This is a genomic window from Streptomyces pseudovenezuelae, from assembly GCF_029892565.1.
Classification (GTDB): Bacteria; Actinomycetota; Actinomycetes; order Streptomycetales; family Streptomycetaceae; genus Streptomyces; species Streptomyces pseudovenezuelae_A.
Genome location: NZ_JARXVH010000018.1, coordinates 128,743 through 141,408, shown reverse-complemented (window position 1 = coordinate 141,408; position 12,666 = coordinate 128,743). Strand labels below are relative to the sequence as shown.

Annotated in this window: 12 protein-coding genes; 6 read left to right on the top strand and 6 right to left on the bottom strand. The window is 71.4% G+C overall.

What is annotated here, in order from left to right; all coding sequences use genetic code 11:
- The first annotated feature begins 3 nt into the window (after positions 1–3).
- Genes M2283_RS40450 through M2283_RS40440 form a run of 3 tightly spaced genes read left to right on the top strand, consistent with a single transcriptional unit; the run spans position 4 to position 2,434 of the window.
- Positions 4–813 (top strand): alpha/beta fold hydrolase, encoded by an 810-nt coding sequence (locus tag M2283_RS40450; RefSeq protein ID WP_280881540.1) that lies wholly within the window; start codon positions 4–6, stop codon positions 811–813.
- On the top strand, positions 813–2,078 hold the full coding sequence (locus M2283_RS40445; protein WP_280881581.1) for a PP2C family protein-serine/threonine phosphatase: 1,266 nt from the start codon (positions 813–815) through the stop codon (positions 2,076–2,078). Before M2283_RS40450 ends, M2283_RS40445 begins: the two co-directional genes overlap by 1 nt.
- Positions 2,075–2,434, top strand: coding sequence for an STAS domain-containing protein (locus M2283_RS40440; RefSeq protein WP_280881539.1), 360 nt, complete (start codon positions 2,075–2,077; stop codon positions 2,432–2,434). The genes M2283_RS40445 and M2283_RS40440 overlap by 4 nt, the downstream gene beginning before the upstream one ends.
- A 42-nt stretch (positions 2,435–2,476) precedes the next feature.
- Here M2283_RS40440 and M2283_RS40435 read toward each other — a convergent pair whose 3' ends face one another.
- From M2283_RS40435 to M2283_RS40425, 3 genes are read right to left on the bottom strand one after another with little or no spacing between them, the layout of a single operon-like run.
- Positions 2,477–3,511, bottom strand: a complete 1,035-nt coding sequence (locus M2283_RS40435) for an iron-containing redox enzyme family protein (RefSeq protein ID WP_280881538.1) — start codon at positions 3,509–3,511, stop codon at positions 2,477–2,479.
- Positions 3,508–3,720: a CDGSH iron-sulfur domain-containing protein gene (locus M2283_RS40430; protein ID WP_280881537.1), complete on the bottom strand. Its 213-nt coding sequence runs from the start codon at positions 3,718–3,720 to the stop codon at positions 3,508–3,510. Before M2283_RS40430 ends, M2283_RS40435 begins: the two co-directional genes overlap by 4 nt.
- Complete coding sequence (locus M2283_RS40425) at positions 3,701–4,348, bottom strand: HemK2/MTQ2 family protein methyltransferase (protein WP_280881580.1); 648 nt, start codon at positions 4,346–4,348, stop codon at positions 3,701–3,703. The genes M2283_RS40430 and M2283_RS40425 overlap by 20 nt, the downstream gene beginning before the upstream one ends.
- Before the next feature lie 203 nt (positions 4,349–4,551).
- Here M2283_RS40425 and M2283_RS40420 point away from each other — a divergent pair, with 203 nt between their 5' ends.
- On the top strand, positions 4,552–6,081 hold the full coding sequence (locus M2283_RS40420; protein ID WP_280881536.1) for an FAD-dependent oxidoreductase: 1,530 nt from the start codon (positions 4,552–4,554) through the stop codon (positions 6,079–6,081).
- Positions 6,082–6,280: 199 nt separating this feature from the next.
- Here M2283_RS40420 and M2283_RS40415 read toward each other — a convergent pair whose 3' ends face one another.
- Positions 6,281–7,219, bottom strand: coding sequence for a serine protein kinase RIO (locus tag M2283_RS40415; RefSeq protein ID WP_280881535.1), 939 nt, complete (start codon positions 7,217–7,219; stop codon positions 6,281–6,283).
- A gap of 331 nt (positions 7,220–7,550) precedes the next feature.
- On the opposite strand from M2283_RS40415, the gene M2283_RS40410 reads away from it, so the two are divergent.
- Together M2283_RS40410 and M2283_RS40405 are read left to right on the top strand one after the other, a co-directional pair.
- Positions 7,551–8,771: a metallophosphoesterase gene (locus tag M2283_RS40410; RefSeq protein ID WP_280881534.1), complete on the top strand. Its 1,221-nt coding sequence runs from the start codon at positions 7,551–7,553 to the stop codon at positions 8,769–8,771.
- A 615-nt stretch (positions 8,772–9,386) separates the two neighbouring features.
- Positions 9,387–10,451, top strand: a complete 1,065-nt coding sequence (locus tag M2283_RS40405; protein WP_280881533.1) for a LacI family DNA-binding transcriptional regulator — start codon at positions 9,387–9,389, stop codon at positions 10,449–10,451.
- Here the strand turns inward: M2283_RS40405 and M2283_RS40400 are convergent.
- A complete protein-coding gene (locus M2283_RS40400; RefSeq protein WP_280881532.1) occupies positions 10,414–11,805 on the bottom strand; it encodes a glycoside hydrolase family 32 protein in 1,392 nt (463 codons plus the stop codon). The genes M2283_RS40405 and M2283_RS40400 overlap by 38 nt on opposite strands.
- On the bottom strand, positions 11,802–12,656 hold the full coding sequence (locus M2283_RS40395) for a carbohydrate ABC transporter permease (RefSeq protein ID WP_280881531.1): 855 nt from the start codon (positions 12,654–12,656) through the stop codon (positions 11,802–11,804). The genes M2283_RS40400 and M2283_RS40395 overlap by 4 nt, the downstream gene beginning before the upstream one ends.
- Between the last annotated feature and the right edge of the window lie 10 nt (positions 12,657–12,666).

The window sequence follows — 12,666 nt, the reverse complement described above, 5'->3', positions numbered from 1 at the left end:
CGTATGGACGTGCGCAGCAGGAACCATGTGACGGTGACTGGGCCGGCCGGCGGCCCGGTGGTGATGCTGGCGCACGGGTTCGGATGCGACCAGAACATGTGGCGTCTGGTGGTACCGGCGCTGGAGAAGGACTTCACCGTGGTCCTCTTCGACCACGTGGGATCCGGGAAGTCGGACCCGTCGGCGTGGACGCGGGAGCGCTATTCGTCGCTCGACGGGTACGCGGACGACGTGCTGGAGCTGTGCCGGGAACTGGCCCTCGGCCCGGTCACGTTCGTGGGGCACTCGGTGAGCGCGATGATGGGGGTGCTGGCTGCCGCGCGGGAGCCCGAGGCGTTCGCCGGGCTGGTGCTCCTGGCTCCCTCACCGTGTTTCGTCGACGACCCGGACGCCGGTTACCGGGGCGGGTTCAGCGCCGAGGACATCGACGAGCTGCTGGAGTCGCTGGACGCCAACTATCTGGGCTGGTCGGGCGCCATGGCACCGGTGATCATGGGGAACCCGGAGCGGCCGGAGCTGGGTGAGGAGCTCACCAACAGCTTCTGCCGCGCCGACCCGGAGATCGCGCGGGTCTTCGCCCGGGTGACGTTCCTGTCCGACAACCGCCAGGACCTGGCCCGGGTGAGCGTGCCCACGCTGGTCGCCCAGTGCTCCCGCGATGCGATCGCCCCGCCCGAGGTGGGCGCGTTCGTGCACGCGCAGATTCCGGGAAGCCGGCTGGTCACGCTGAACGCGACGGGCCACTGCCCCCAGCTCGCCGCCCCGGAGGAGACCGCCGCGGCGATCGCCGCGTTCGCCAGAGCGGGCGGATGATGTGCGAGACCGGCGACGCGGAAGAGGGCGGCCGGCACGGCCACCGCGGACCGGAGGATGAGCAGGCACAGTTCTCCGCATTGCTGGAGGACAGCGCCGAGGACCTGTACGAGCACGCACCCTGCGGCTATCTGTCCACGCTGCTGGACGGCCGGATCGCAAAGGTCAACGTCACGCTGCTGGACTGGCTTGGCTACGGGCGCGACGACCTGGTGGGCCGCAAGCACTTCTCCGATCTGCTGACCGTCGGCGGCCGGCTCTACCACGAGACCCACTACGCCCCGCTGCTCATGATGCAGGGCGAGGTCAGCGGCATCGCCCTGGAACTCAAGGCCGCCGACGGCTCGCGGCTGCCGGTCCTGGTCACCTCGACGGTGAAGACGGGCAGCGACGGGCAGCCGCTCCTGATCCGCACCACCCTCTTCGACGCCCGCGAGCGCCGCGCCTACGAGACAGAACTGCTGCGCGCCCGCAAGGACGCCGACCTGGAACGCGACCGCCTGAAGCGCCTGAACGCCACCCTGCAGAGGACCCTGCTGCCGCCCACGCTGGCAAGCGTTCCGGGCCTAGACGTGACCGCGTACTACCACATCGCATCCGTCGACGAGGTGGGCGGCGACTTCTACGACCTCTTCCCCCTCGTCGACGGCACCTGGGGCCTCTTCCTGGGTGACGTGTGCGGCAAGGGCGCCGCCGCCGCGGCCCTCACCTCCCTGGCCCGCTACACCCTGCGGGCCGCCGCGGTCTACGATCCCGACCCGGCCACCGTCCTGGCCAACCTCAACACGGTCCTGAACCACGAGTACAACGGGAACGACCCACGCTTCTGCACCGTCGTCTTCGGCCTGCTCACCCCTGACACCGACCGGGACGGTTTCCGCGTCACGCTGGCCAGCGGCGGGCATCCTCCGGCCCTGCTGATGCGCGCGGACGGTACAGCCGACTATCTGCCCACCCCCGGTGGACAGCTCATCGGCGTCCTGCCCGACGCCCACATCGCCACCACCACCGTGCACCTCGCCCCCGGCGACACCCTGCTGCTGCACACCGACGGACTGACCGAGGCCCACACCGTCTCCGGCGACGAGGACCGGTACGGCGACGACGCGCTCCTCGACTTCTGCCGAACGCTTGCGCCCACCAATGCATCGGACACCACCGACGCGGTCCGCGGCCTGCTCGACACCTTCGGCACCGGCGTGGAGGACGACACCGCCGTCCTTGCCGTCCACGTGCCCCGGCCCACCCGTCAGAAGGAACAGTGACCGAGCGCCTGACCCTCCTCACCCGCACCACCACCGCCGGAGCGGTCATCGAACTGACCGGGGGCCTGGACCATCACACCGCGCCCGAGGTCCGCGCCGCGCTGGCCGGGCTCGACCTGCGTCCTGGCCAACAGCTCGTCCTCGACCTCGCAGGCATCACGTTCTGCGACTCCACCGGCATCACCGTACTGATCGCCGCCCGCAACCACGCCCTGGCCGCCGACGCGACCATCGCACTGGCCGCGGTACCCGAACGCGTCGACCGGATCTTCCGCATCGTCGGCCTGGAACAGGTCTTCTCCACCCACCCCACCGCCCAGGCCGCCGAAACCGCGTGGCGGCCCCCCGCGACCTGACCGCTGAGGGAGAGGCGGGCGCTGTGGCCGAGGCCGTGCTCACTACGACGAAACGGCGGGGCGCAGCGGTGTGCGCAGTGAGGTACGGCCGTCTCGCCAGGAGGTGAGGAGGTGGTTGCCGAGCCTGTTCTCCGTCCATTCGGTGGCGTCGATACCGAAGGCGATGTCCGCGTCCAGGGAGGGCTCCGCTTCGAGGAGGCCGCCCACGACATCCCGGCGGACGATCTGCTCGTGGACCGCGTCGGCCTCTACGTGCTCGGCGTAGAAGTGGACGGCGGCAGGGCCCGCGCCGACCCGTCGCAGGCCTTGGGCGAGGCGCCGTGAGCCGGGCGACGAGGTGGTCTCCACGGCCGCGAAGTGGCCCACCAGTGCTCCGCGCAGCGCGCGGTGGAGTCCGAACAGCGACATGAGGTTGACGCTCGTCAGCATCTGCGCACCGGCCGTGTCGACGTAGCGTCCGTACGCGGTGTCCAGATCGAGGTCCGCCATCAGATCGGCGAACAGCCGGGCGTGGACGCGCTCGGCCCGTCCGGCGCCGAACTCGTCGTACTCCACGGCGACCATCGCGGCCTTCGCCCGGCCCGTCAGCCGTGGGATGACCCAGGCGTGCGGATCGGCTTCCTTCAGGTGGTAGAGGGAGCGTTGGGCCGCGTACTCGCGGAACTGCCACAACTCTCCTCGTTCGGTGAGGAAGTGGGAGGGTCCGTCGCCGTCGACGGGTTCCACCAGAAGGTCCGCCAGCGCCTCTTCCGCCTTTCTCGGCGGGCCGACGTCGGCGCGCAGCGCGGACAGGAAGCGCTCTTCCAGCTCCGCCCGCAGTCGCAGCAGACCGGGCTCCCACTCCCACTCGGGGTCGACGCCGGCGAAGCCTCGGTAGTGCAGTTCGTAGCAGAGGTAGAGCGCCAGTTGCAGATCGTCCCCGTAGGGGTCCGCGTGCGCCGCCGTCACCCGTCGCGGCAACGGCGTACCGGCCGGACGGGTCAGAGCCTGGCGGACCGTCCGGGAGAGCTCGCCCCTGCTCCGCGGCAGCACGGGGCCGGCGGCGCGGTCACGGGCGGCCGGCGCGGTGGCGGTCATGCGGTGCGCCTCTTGTGTCGGGAGCGGTGGCTGGTGTCGCACCAGGGGTAGGAGCGGCTGCGCCGGCAGACGCAGAGCGCGACGGTGAACCGGTCCGAGCGTGCGGTGCTTCCGTCGTCGAGTACGACCTCGACCGGTCCTTCGAGGAGGATCGGCCCGTCGTCCGTCAACGTGACGCGGTGCGCTTGTTCAGTGGGTTCGTTCGGCACGGATGACCACCAGCTCTTCCTTCTCCTCGTCGGCGTCGAGCAGTCCCCGCTCCCGCAGCCACGCGCCGCGTGAGCGCAGCACCGGACCGAAGGGCACGAAACACCGGTCGGTCACCCGGACTTCGAGCCCCGACCGTTCCAGCCCGGCCAGGGTCGGTGCGATGCCGGACAGGGCGGAGTGCACGAGCAGCAGCACACCGCCGGGACGCAGCGACGAATGTGCGCTACGGCAGATCCGGTCCAGCAGCAGGCGTCCGTCGACACCCGCGTCCCACGCCACCGCGGCACGATGGCGGCGGGGGGCGGCCCCGGGCGCCGGGACGTAGGGCGGATTGCTCACGACGAGGTCGAACCGGCGGCCGGCGACCGGGCCGAACAGATCACCCTGGAGGACTTCGACGGGCAGGCGGGCGAGCCGGGCGTTGAGCCGCGTGGCGAGGACCGCCCGGTAGGTCCTGTCGACGGCGGTGACGTGGGCGCCCCGCCGGGCCGCGGCCAGGGCGAGGGTACCCGCGCCGGTTCCCATGTCCAGGACAGCGGCGCCCGTGGGCACGGGTTCCCGGTGCAGGGCCCGGGTCAACAACTCGGTGTCGTGCTGTGGGGCGTACACCCGCCAGGTGACCGGCATCGTGCCGCCCTCGCTGTCGTTCCGCGCCGTCGTTCCTGGCACCCGCAACCTCTCAGCCCGCGCCCCGACCCTGTCAGCGCTCCGGGTGCCCGGCAAAACGGACCTCACACGGCACAGCGGACACTTCACGTCCCGTGGAAGGCGGTCCCGCGGCTCCCGGCGCGGCTTCGCGTAGCCCGGCGCCGGGTGGGAACCCGGCGGCCATGAACGCCGAGACAGGAATCAACGGGTCGTACTGGCTGGAGACCGCACCCCCCGGCGAGCCGTCCGCTCCGCCGCCGTCGCGTGACCTCTCCGTCGACGTCGCGGTGGTCGGCGGCGGCATCGCGGGGCTCAGTACGGCCTGGGAGCTGGTGAGGCAGGGACGCGAGGTGGCCGTCCTGGAGGCCGGACGGCTGGCCGCCGGCGTCACCGCTCGCACGACGGCCAAGCTGACCGCCCTGCACACGCTGGTCTACGACCATCTCCGCCGCACCCGCGGCCCCGAGGGCGCACGGCTGTACGCGCACTCGCAGTCCGCCGCGATCCGGCACGCCGCCGAGATCGTCGAGGAGTTGGACATCGACTGCGAGTGGGAGGAGGCGGCGGCCTTCACGTACGCCGAGGACCCTGGGGGCGTGGCGAAGCTGCGGGCCGAGGCGCAGGCGGCACGCGAGGCGGGTCTGCCGGCCGACTTCGTCACGGAGACCGACCTGCCCTTCCCGGTGGCCGGCGCGGTCCGGGTCACGGGCCAGGCCCAGTTCCACCCCCGGAAGTACCTGCTGGCGCTCGCGGACGACCTGCGCCGGCGCGGCGGCGCCGTCTACGAGGACACCCGGATCGTGGGGCTCAGCGAGGGCGAACCCTGCGTGCTGTCGACCGACGCCGGAGTGTCGGTGCGTGCCCGCGAGGTCGTGGTCGCCACGCACTACCCCCTGTTCGACCGGGCCCTGCTCTTCACCAGGCTGTCCCCGAGGCGGGAGCTGGTGGTGGCCGGGACCGTCGACGAGGCACTGGCCCCGCGCGGCATGTACATCACACCCGAGCGGGCCACGCGGTCGGTCCGCAGCGCACCGTACGGCGACGGCAAACGCCTGCTGATCGTCACCGGGGAGCACTTCACCCCCGGTGCCACCGACGTCGAGGAACGCTTCGCCCGGCTGTCCGCCTGGGCCGAGGACCACTTCCCGGGCCTCACGCCCACGCATCGCTGGGCCACGCAGGACAACGACTCCACCGACTCCGTGCCTCTCGTCGGACCGCTCCACGCCCGCAGCCGGCACACCTACGTGGCCACCGGCTTCGGCGGCTGGGGGCTGAGCGGCGGCATCATGGCGGGTGGTCTGCTCAGCGATCTCGTCCGCGGACGCGAGTGCGAGTGGAGCGGCCTCTACGATCCGCGCCGCCTGGCCTCCGTGGTCCGCGAGGGCGGATCGTTCCTGAAGCACCAGGCCCACGTGGCCCGGCACTTCGTCGGCGACCGGTTGCCGGTGCCGACGGGCCCGGCACCGCAGGACATCCCGCGCGGCGAAGGTGCCGTAGTACGGACGGGCGGCCGGCAATACGCCGTTCACCGCGACGAGAACGGCCGGCTCCACGCGGTCTCGGCCCGCTGCACCCACCTCGGCTGCATCGTGGCCTTCAATCGTGCGGAACAGGCATGGGAATGCCCGTGCCACGGCTCCCGCTTCGCACCGGACGGACAGATCCTGCAGGGTCCCGCCGTACGGCCGTTGGAGAGGCGCGACATCTGAACGGCGCGGTCGTGAAGGGGCGCAGGTCAGGCCCAGGCGGTCACCGGCACGAACGGCCTGTCTTGCCTGGAGTGTCCAGCTCCTCAAGTGGCCCCTTCCTGACCTGCGCGGACACTCAGTCAGACGGTGCCCGTTGCACATCCCTTGCACATTTTCGGCGGTCGAGTGCAGCACCACGGCCGCAACAACCGGCCCCGGTTCAGAAGGCGTGCGCCATCAACTCCGCGAACAGCGCGTGCTCGTCGACCTCAAGACCTCGTGAGCGGAACCAGCCGCAGATGTTGGCGCAGTCACGCTGGAGGAAGCTCATCCCGTTGAGGTTGCCGACCAGGTCGACGATCTGTGGCAGGTCGATGACGACCAGCCGCTCGCCCGCCGCCAGGATGTTGTACGCCGAGAGGTCGCCGTGCACGAGGCCGTTCTGCACCATCGTCGCGAGCGCATCGGTGAGCTGCTCGAAGTACGCCGCCAGCAGCTCGGGCGAGGGTCGGGTCTGGGCGAGCCGGGGTGCGGTCCCGACGGCGCCGTCCTCGCCGACGACGGTGATCCACTCCATCAGGATCTCGGTGCCGTCGATCTGGACCGGGTAGGGAACCGGCAGTCCGAGGTTCCAGAGCCGCACCAGCGCGGCCCACTCGGACACCGCCCACTCGCCGGCCGCGACCTGCCGGCCGAAGGTGCTCTTCCGTTTGACGGCCCGCTCGTCACGTGAGCGCTTCATCGAGCGGCCCTCGGTGTAGGACGCGGCGCGGTGGAAGGACCGGTGCTCGGGAGAGCGGTACCGCTTGGCCGCCATGACCACGCCGGCGTCGGGGTCGAGCGGGTCGGCGCGCTCGACGAGGTGGACGTCGGCCTCCTTGCCGGTCTTGAGGACGCCGAGCTCGGTGTCGATCGCGCCCTGCGAGGTCACCACCCAGTCCGGGAGCGGCTCGGGGCCTCGGCTGAGGGGTTCGACGCTGAGCCAGGTCGACCAGCGCTGGCCGTCCTCAAGGTCGTCGTAGGCACGGAAGTCGAAGACGAACCGGTCGTCGACGTCGCCCAGATCGTCCGAAGGCGGAACGCGGCGGTGGGGGTCGGTGACGAAGTCGTCAGGAAATGCCGGGTGCTGAGGGTGCTGCGGGAGATCGTCGCGAGACATCGCTGGAGGTGCTCCATGAGGTGAGAGAGAGGTGGTCTGCGGGCAGGCCGAGGACAGTCGTGGTCACGGTCGTGCCTCCTCTCGTGGAGCACCGGGCAGCTCCCGGTGGCTCGCCCATGGTGAGGGACGGACACCAGGAGCAGCAACCGAATAAAGTCGACCCGCGTCGAGCGGCCCCATCGGTACCGAAGGTTTCCGGCGTGTGCCCCTCCGTACCGGGCTCGTCCCGGTCCGGCTTGGGCTCGCGTTGGCCGGGTCGTTGCCTGCCGGACCGGCTTGAGGACGACCGGATACAGTGCGCGAGACGGCAGCCTGGTCAGAGAGGGGAAGCGTGACCGACACCAGCGACACCCGACCCGCCGACAGCGAAGTGCAAGCTCCGCGGCCGAGCCGACTGCACCGCCTGATGCGCTACATCCCCCTGATCGCCCCCGTCCTGCTGTGGGCCGTGCCCTGTTGGGTGCTCCTGTACACCGGCCAGCGCTGGCCCCTGCCCGTCGCGCTGGTCGGCACCGCTCTGTTCGTCCTCGGCCTCGTGGGTATGCCGCTCGCGATGGGGCGCGGCCACGGCCGGCGTCAGCAGGACTGGGCGGCGATCGTCGGTGACACCCTGCTGGGCGCCAGCTGGGTCCTGTTCACCTGGTCCGTTCTGCTCGGCGTCCTGTTGCGGCTCGCCCTGACCGTGGCAGGCGTCGGCGAGAGCCAGGACCGGGCCCGAATCGTCACGTGGGTCGTCCTCGGCACAACCGCCGTACTGCTCGCGTGGGGGTACGCCGAGGCCCGCCGCGTGCCAGGCGTGCGCCGACTCGACGTGCAACTCCCGCGGCTGGGCGCCGGGTTGGACGGCACCCGCGTCGTCCTCATCACCGACACCCACTACGGCCCGCTCGACCGCGCCCGCTGGTCGGCGCGGGTGTGCGAGACGGTGAACGCGCTGGAAGCCGACGTGGTCTGCCACACCGGCGACATCGCGGACGGCACGGCCGAACGCCGCCGCGCCCAGGCCGTCCCACTCGGTACCGTGCGGGCCACCCAGGCCCGGGTGTACGTCACCGGCAACCACGAGTACTACAGCGAGGCCCAGGGCTGGGTCGACCTGATGGGCGAACTGGGCTGGGAGCCGCTGCGCAACCGCCATCTGCTGCTCGAACGCGGAGGCGACACCCTCGTGGTCGCCGGCGTGGACGACGTCACCGCAGAGTCATCCGGCCTGCCAGGCCACCGCGCCCACCTCGCCGGAGCCCTGAACGGCGCCGACCCCGACCTGCCCGTCCTACTCCTGGCACACCAGCCCAAGTTCGTCGACCGGGCGGCAGCCGCCGGCATCGACCTGCAACTCTCCGGCCACACCCACGGCGGCCAGATCTGGCCCTTCCACCACCTGGTCCGCATCGACCAGCCCGCCCTCGCCGGCCTCAGCCACCACGGCACCCGCACCCTCCTCTACACCAGCCGCGGCACCGGCTTCTGGGGCCCGCCGTTCCGCGTCTTCGCCCCCAGCGAGATCACCCTGCTCGTACTCCGCTCCCCGCACCCGCCCACCTCGCCGTAGCTCGGGGCTGGCCAGGTCAGGCCCAGCCAGTGACCGGCACGAACGAACTGTCCTGCCTGGAGTGTCCAGCTCGTCAATCGACCCCTTCCTGACCTGCGCAGACACCCGGCCTACCGGCACCCGTTGCACATTTTCGGCGGTCGACTGCAACACATTGTTTGCGTGCACGACAGCTCCGGACATTGCCTCTACCTCCTTCCCTTCTGTCCTGTATCCGCAGAGCCCGAGTCCCGCTTGCGTGGCCGAGTCCGCTTTGTCCCCGTGCCGTCTGTGCATCGCCTCAGCCGCTCCGAACGCGGCACCAAAGCTGTCGCAGGCAATCCACGAGGCGCGGGGATGCCGAACAGCTCCTCGAAGGAGGCTGGTGCGTTCTCCCAGTCCACTTCCAGAGCGAAGCCGTACGTGTCCAGCGTCAAGCCGAGCGTGCCATGCCTCATCCGAGCCTGAACGGTCCGGGGCGGCACTCCGGCTGCGATCAGAACAGCGTCCATTCCGGTGATCACGCCGGACGCCCACGTCGCGGCGCCCTGAGGATCTCCTGTGTGCCGTGGCGCTCCCCGCGGATAGGGTGGACGGTGATCGACAGAGACGGGCTGGGCGAGGGCGGCGGACGGCGTGGGCGGTGCCGAGGAGAGCAGGAGCACGGGCACCGGGCGCCCGACGTCACGGGACGTCGCCCGGCTCGCCGGCGTGTCGCACACCGCGGTGTCCTTCGTGTTCAACGGCCGCGCCGAGGGCAACCTCTCGCCCGCCACCCAGGAACGCATCCGGCAGGTCGCGGCCCAGCTGGGTTACCGCCCCGACCCGGTGGCCCGCGGTCTGCGCAGTCGCCGTACGGCCGTGATCGGGCTGGTCACCGACGAGATCGCGTCCTCACCGTTCGCCGGTCGGCTGCTGCGCGGCGCCATGGAGACCGCGTGGGACAACGACCATCTCGTCCTCACCGTCGACTCCGGCGGTGACCCGGCCAAGGAGGACGCGGCCGTCGCGGAACTGCTCAACCGGCGCGTGGACGGCATCATCTACGCGGCCATGTCACTGCGCCGGGTCCGCGTCCCCGAGGGCCTGCACCGCACCCACTCCGTGCTGGCCAACTGCCTGCCCGAGGACGACTCCCTGCCCGCCGTGGTTCCCGCCGAGCGCGCCGGTGGCCGTACCGCCGCCCGGCTGCTGCTCGCTGCGGGCCACCGCCGGCTCGCCGTGATCGGCGGTCTGGACGACATCGCCTCGGTGGAACGTACCCGCGGCTTCCGGGACGCGCTGCGCGCCGAGGGCGTCACCGTGCCCAAGGAGTGGATCGTGCGCGGCGGCGGGGAGATCTCCGCGGGCTACGCGGGGGCGCTGCGCCTGCTCGACGGGGTCGAGCCGGGCCGTCGCCCCACTGGCGTCCTGTGCTACAACGACCGGGTCGCGGCGGGCGTCCTGCACGCCGCGACCCGGCTCGGGATCGACGTGCCCGCCGATCTGTCGGTGGTCGGTTACGACGACCAGGAGCACATGGCCGCGTTCCTCACCCCGCCGCTCACCTCCATCGCGCTGCCGCACCGGGCAATGGGCGAGGCGGCGGCCCGGCTGCTCCTGGACGCCATCGAAGCCGGCCCTACGCCGCCCGCGACCGTCCGGCGCCTGGCCTGCCCTGTGGTCAGCCGCGCCTCCGTGGGTCCGGTGCCCACCCGTTGACCCGGGCACCCGGCCCGTCGACGACCAGCTCGGCGATGTCGCCGGGGCGCCGGTAGACGCGCTCGGTGATCATGGCCCGTTCCGCGACGAAGAGTTCGAGGAGCGAGCCGTCGACGAGCAGCCGGAGAGCGAGTTCCGGCGCCTTCGGCACGTGCACGGTGATCGGGGCGGAGCCTTCCCTGCCGGTCCGGGGCCAGGCGCTGCGGTCGAGGACGACGGTCCCTGAGGCAGGGTCCGCCCGGACGGTCAGCTCCCGGCCCGACGCGTCCCGGAGCAGGCTCACCGTGGTCGGTTCGCGTGCGGTGACCGTCAGGTCGTACGTGTGGGGAAGCGGAGCCCGGCCCGGCGCGGTGACGAACGGCTCGGCCGGGCGCAGCAGTTCGAGCTCCGGGGCCGGGCTCAACCGCAGCGAACCGTCGGGGTGGACGTCGACCACCCGTGGCGCGGTGAGTACGCCTGCCCATCCGGCCCGGCGCACCTCCTCTTGCGGGCGGGCCTCCCACGACCAGCCCCACAGCAGTGCGCGGTCCGGCTCCTGGAGCACGGCGGGAGCGTAGAAGTCCCGCCCCTGGTCGAGCCGGCCGCCGGCTCGCGGCACGAACCCCAACCCGCCCTGGCCGTCGGCCTGCAGACGGCCCGTCAGGTATCCGGTGGAGCAGGGGTCTCCGTCCCACAGGGACACCAGAAGTACGTGGTCGCCGCCTGCTGTCCGGGACAGGTGCGGGCACTCCCAGCCCACGGACTTGTCGCCGAACGCGCCCGCGGCCACCGGGTCCTTGCCGTCCAGCAGCACACCGGCGAACCGCCAGTCGGTCAGGTCGTCGCAGTCGTAGAGCAGGACCGACGGCGTGCCGTCGGCGTGCCCGGCCCCGACGAGGGCCCAGCGTCTGTCCGCGTGGCGGAAGACGAACGGGTCGCGGAACATCACCACGTCCAGTCCCGACGGCGGCCCTGCCACCACCGGCGTCGGCAGCGGCTTCCACTCGGTCAGCAGCTCGTCGTCCGGGTCCGCCGCCCGGGCCAGGCAGATGGTGCCGAGTCCGGTGTGGGAATGGTCAACTCCCGTGTACACGGCGGTCGGTGTGCCGGCGTCGTCGGTCACGCAGCCCGACCAGCAGCCGGCCTCGTCGGGGCCGCCGGGCGTCGGGGTGAGTGCGATCGGGTGGTGCTCCCAGTGCACGAGGTCGGCGCTGGAGGCATGACCCCAGTGGACGTTGGCGTGCACCGGTGCGTCGGGGTTGTGTTGGTAGAAGAGGTGGTAGCGGTCCCGCCAACGGAACGGCCCATTGGGGTCGTTGATCCAGCCGACGGGCGGACGGACCCTGAAACGCGGCACGTTGGGGTCAGTGCTCAACGGTTGACTCCTGCGGACGTGATGCCCTCGCGCAGAGGGCGCTGGCCGACGGCGAACACGGCGACGGCGGGGAGCATCGAGAGCACGACCCCGGCCAGGACCACCGAGATGGACCCGGTGCCGAGGTTGCCCTGCAGGGAGACCAGACCCAGCGGAAGCGTGTAGTTCTGGCTGGAGGTCTCCAGGATCAGCGGGCGGAAGAACTCGTTCCAGTGGTAGTTGAAGGCCAGCACGCCGACGATCGCCAGGCCGGGTGTGGCCAGCGGCGCGTACACCGAGCGGAAGATCCGCCAGGTCCCCGCGCCGTCCAGCATGGCCGCCTCGCCCAGGTCCTTCGGCATACCGAGGAAGTACTGGCGCATCAGGAAGGTGCCGAAGGCCGTCGGGAAGGCCGGGATGATCAGGCCGAGAAGCGTGTCGGTGAGGCCCATCGACTTCAGCACCAGGAACACCGGCACGATGGTGACCTGCAACGGCACCATCATGGTCGCCAGGACCAGGCCGAAGAGCGGCTTCTTGAAACGGAACTCCAGGCGTGCGAAGGCGTATCCGGCCAGGCCCGCCGTGATCATCTGGCCGACGGCGATCAGCGCCGTCACCAGCGCGGAGTTCAGGGCGAGCAGCCACACGTCGATCTGCTGGAAGACCCCGCGGTAGGCCGCGGTCGTCGGATGCGTCGGGATGATCTGCGGGGGCAGGTCGAAGGACTGGGCCGGAGTGCGCAGTGAGGTGGCGACGGTCCAGATGACCGGGCCCAGTGTCAGCAGGGCGCACACGGTCAGTGCGGCGATCCGGGCCCAGGGGGTGAGTGAGTGGCGTACGCGGCTCAGGGTCGGGGTTGCTTGGCTCATGCGGCTCACC

What these genes read in the sequence shown, in the direction of transcription:
- M2283_RS40450 (WP_280881540.1), top strand. Translation starts at nt 4, where the DNA reads ATGGACGTGCGCAGCAGGAACCATGTGACGGTGACTGGGCCGGCCGGC.
- M2283_RS40445 (WP_280881581.1), top strand. Translation starts at nt 813, where the DNA reads ATGTGCGAGACCGGCGACGCGGAAGAGGGCGGCCGGCACGGCCACCGC.
- M2283_RS40435 (WP_280881538.1), bottom strand. Translation starts at nt 3,511, where the DNA reads ATGACCGCCACCGCGCCGGCCGCCCGTGACCGCGCCGCCGGCCCCGTG.
- M2283_RS40425 (WP_280881580.1), bottom strand. Translation starts at nt 4,348, where the DNA reads ATGCCGGTCACCTGGCGGGTGTACGCCCCACAGCACGACACCGAGTTG.
- M2283_RS40420 (WP_280881536.1), top strand. Translation starts at nt 4,552, where the DNA reads ATGAACGCCGAGACAGGAATCAACGGGTCGTACTGGCTGGAGACCGCA.
- M2283_RS40415 (WP_280881535.1), bottom strand. Translation starts at nt 7,219, where the DNA reads ATGTCTCGCGACGATCTCCCGCAGCACCCTCAGCACCCGGCATTTCCT.
- M2283_RS40395 (WP_280881531.1), bottom strand. Translation starts at nt 12,656, where the DNA reads ATGAGCCAAGCAACCCCGACCCTGAGCCGCGTACGCCACTCACTCACC.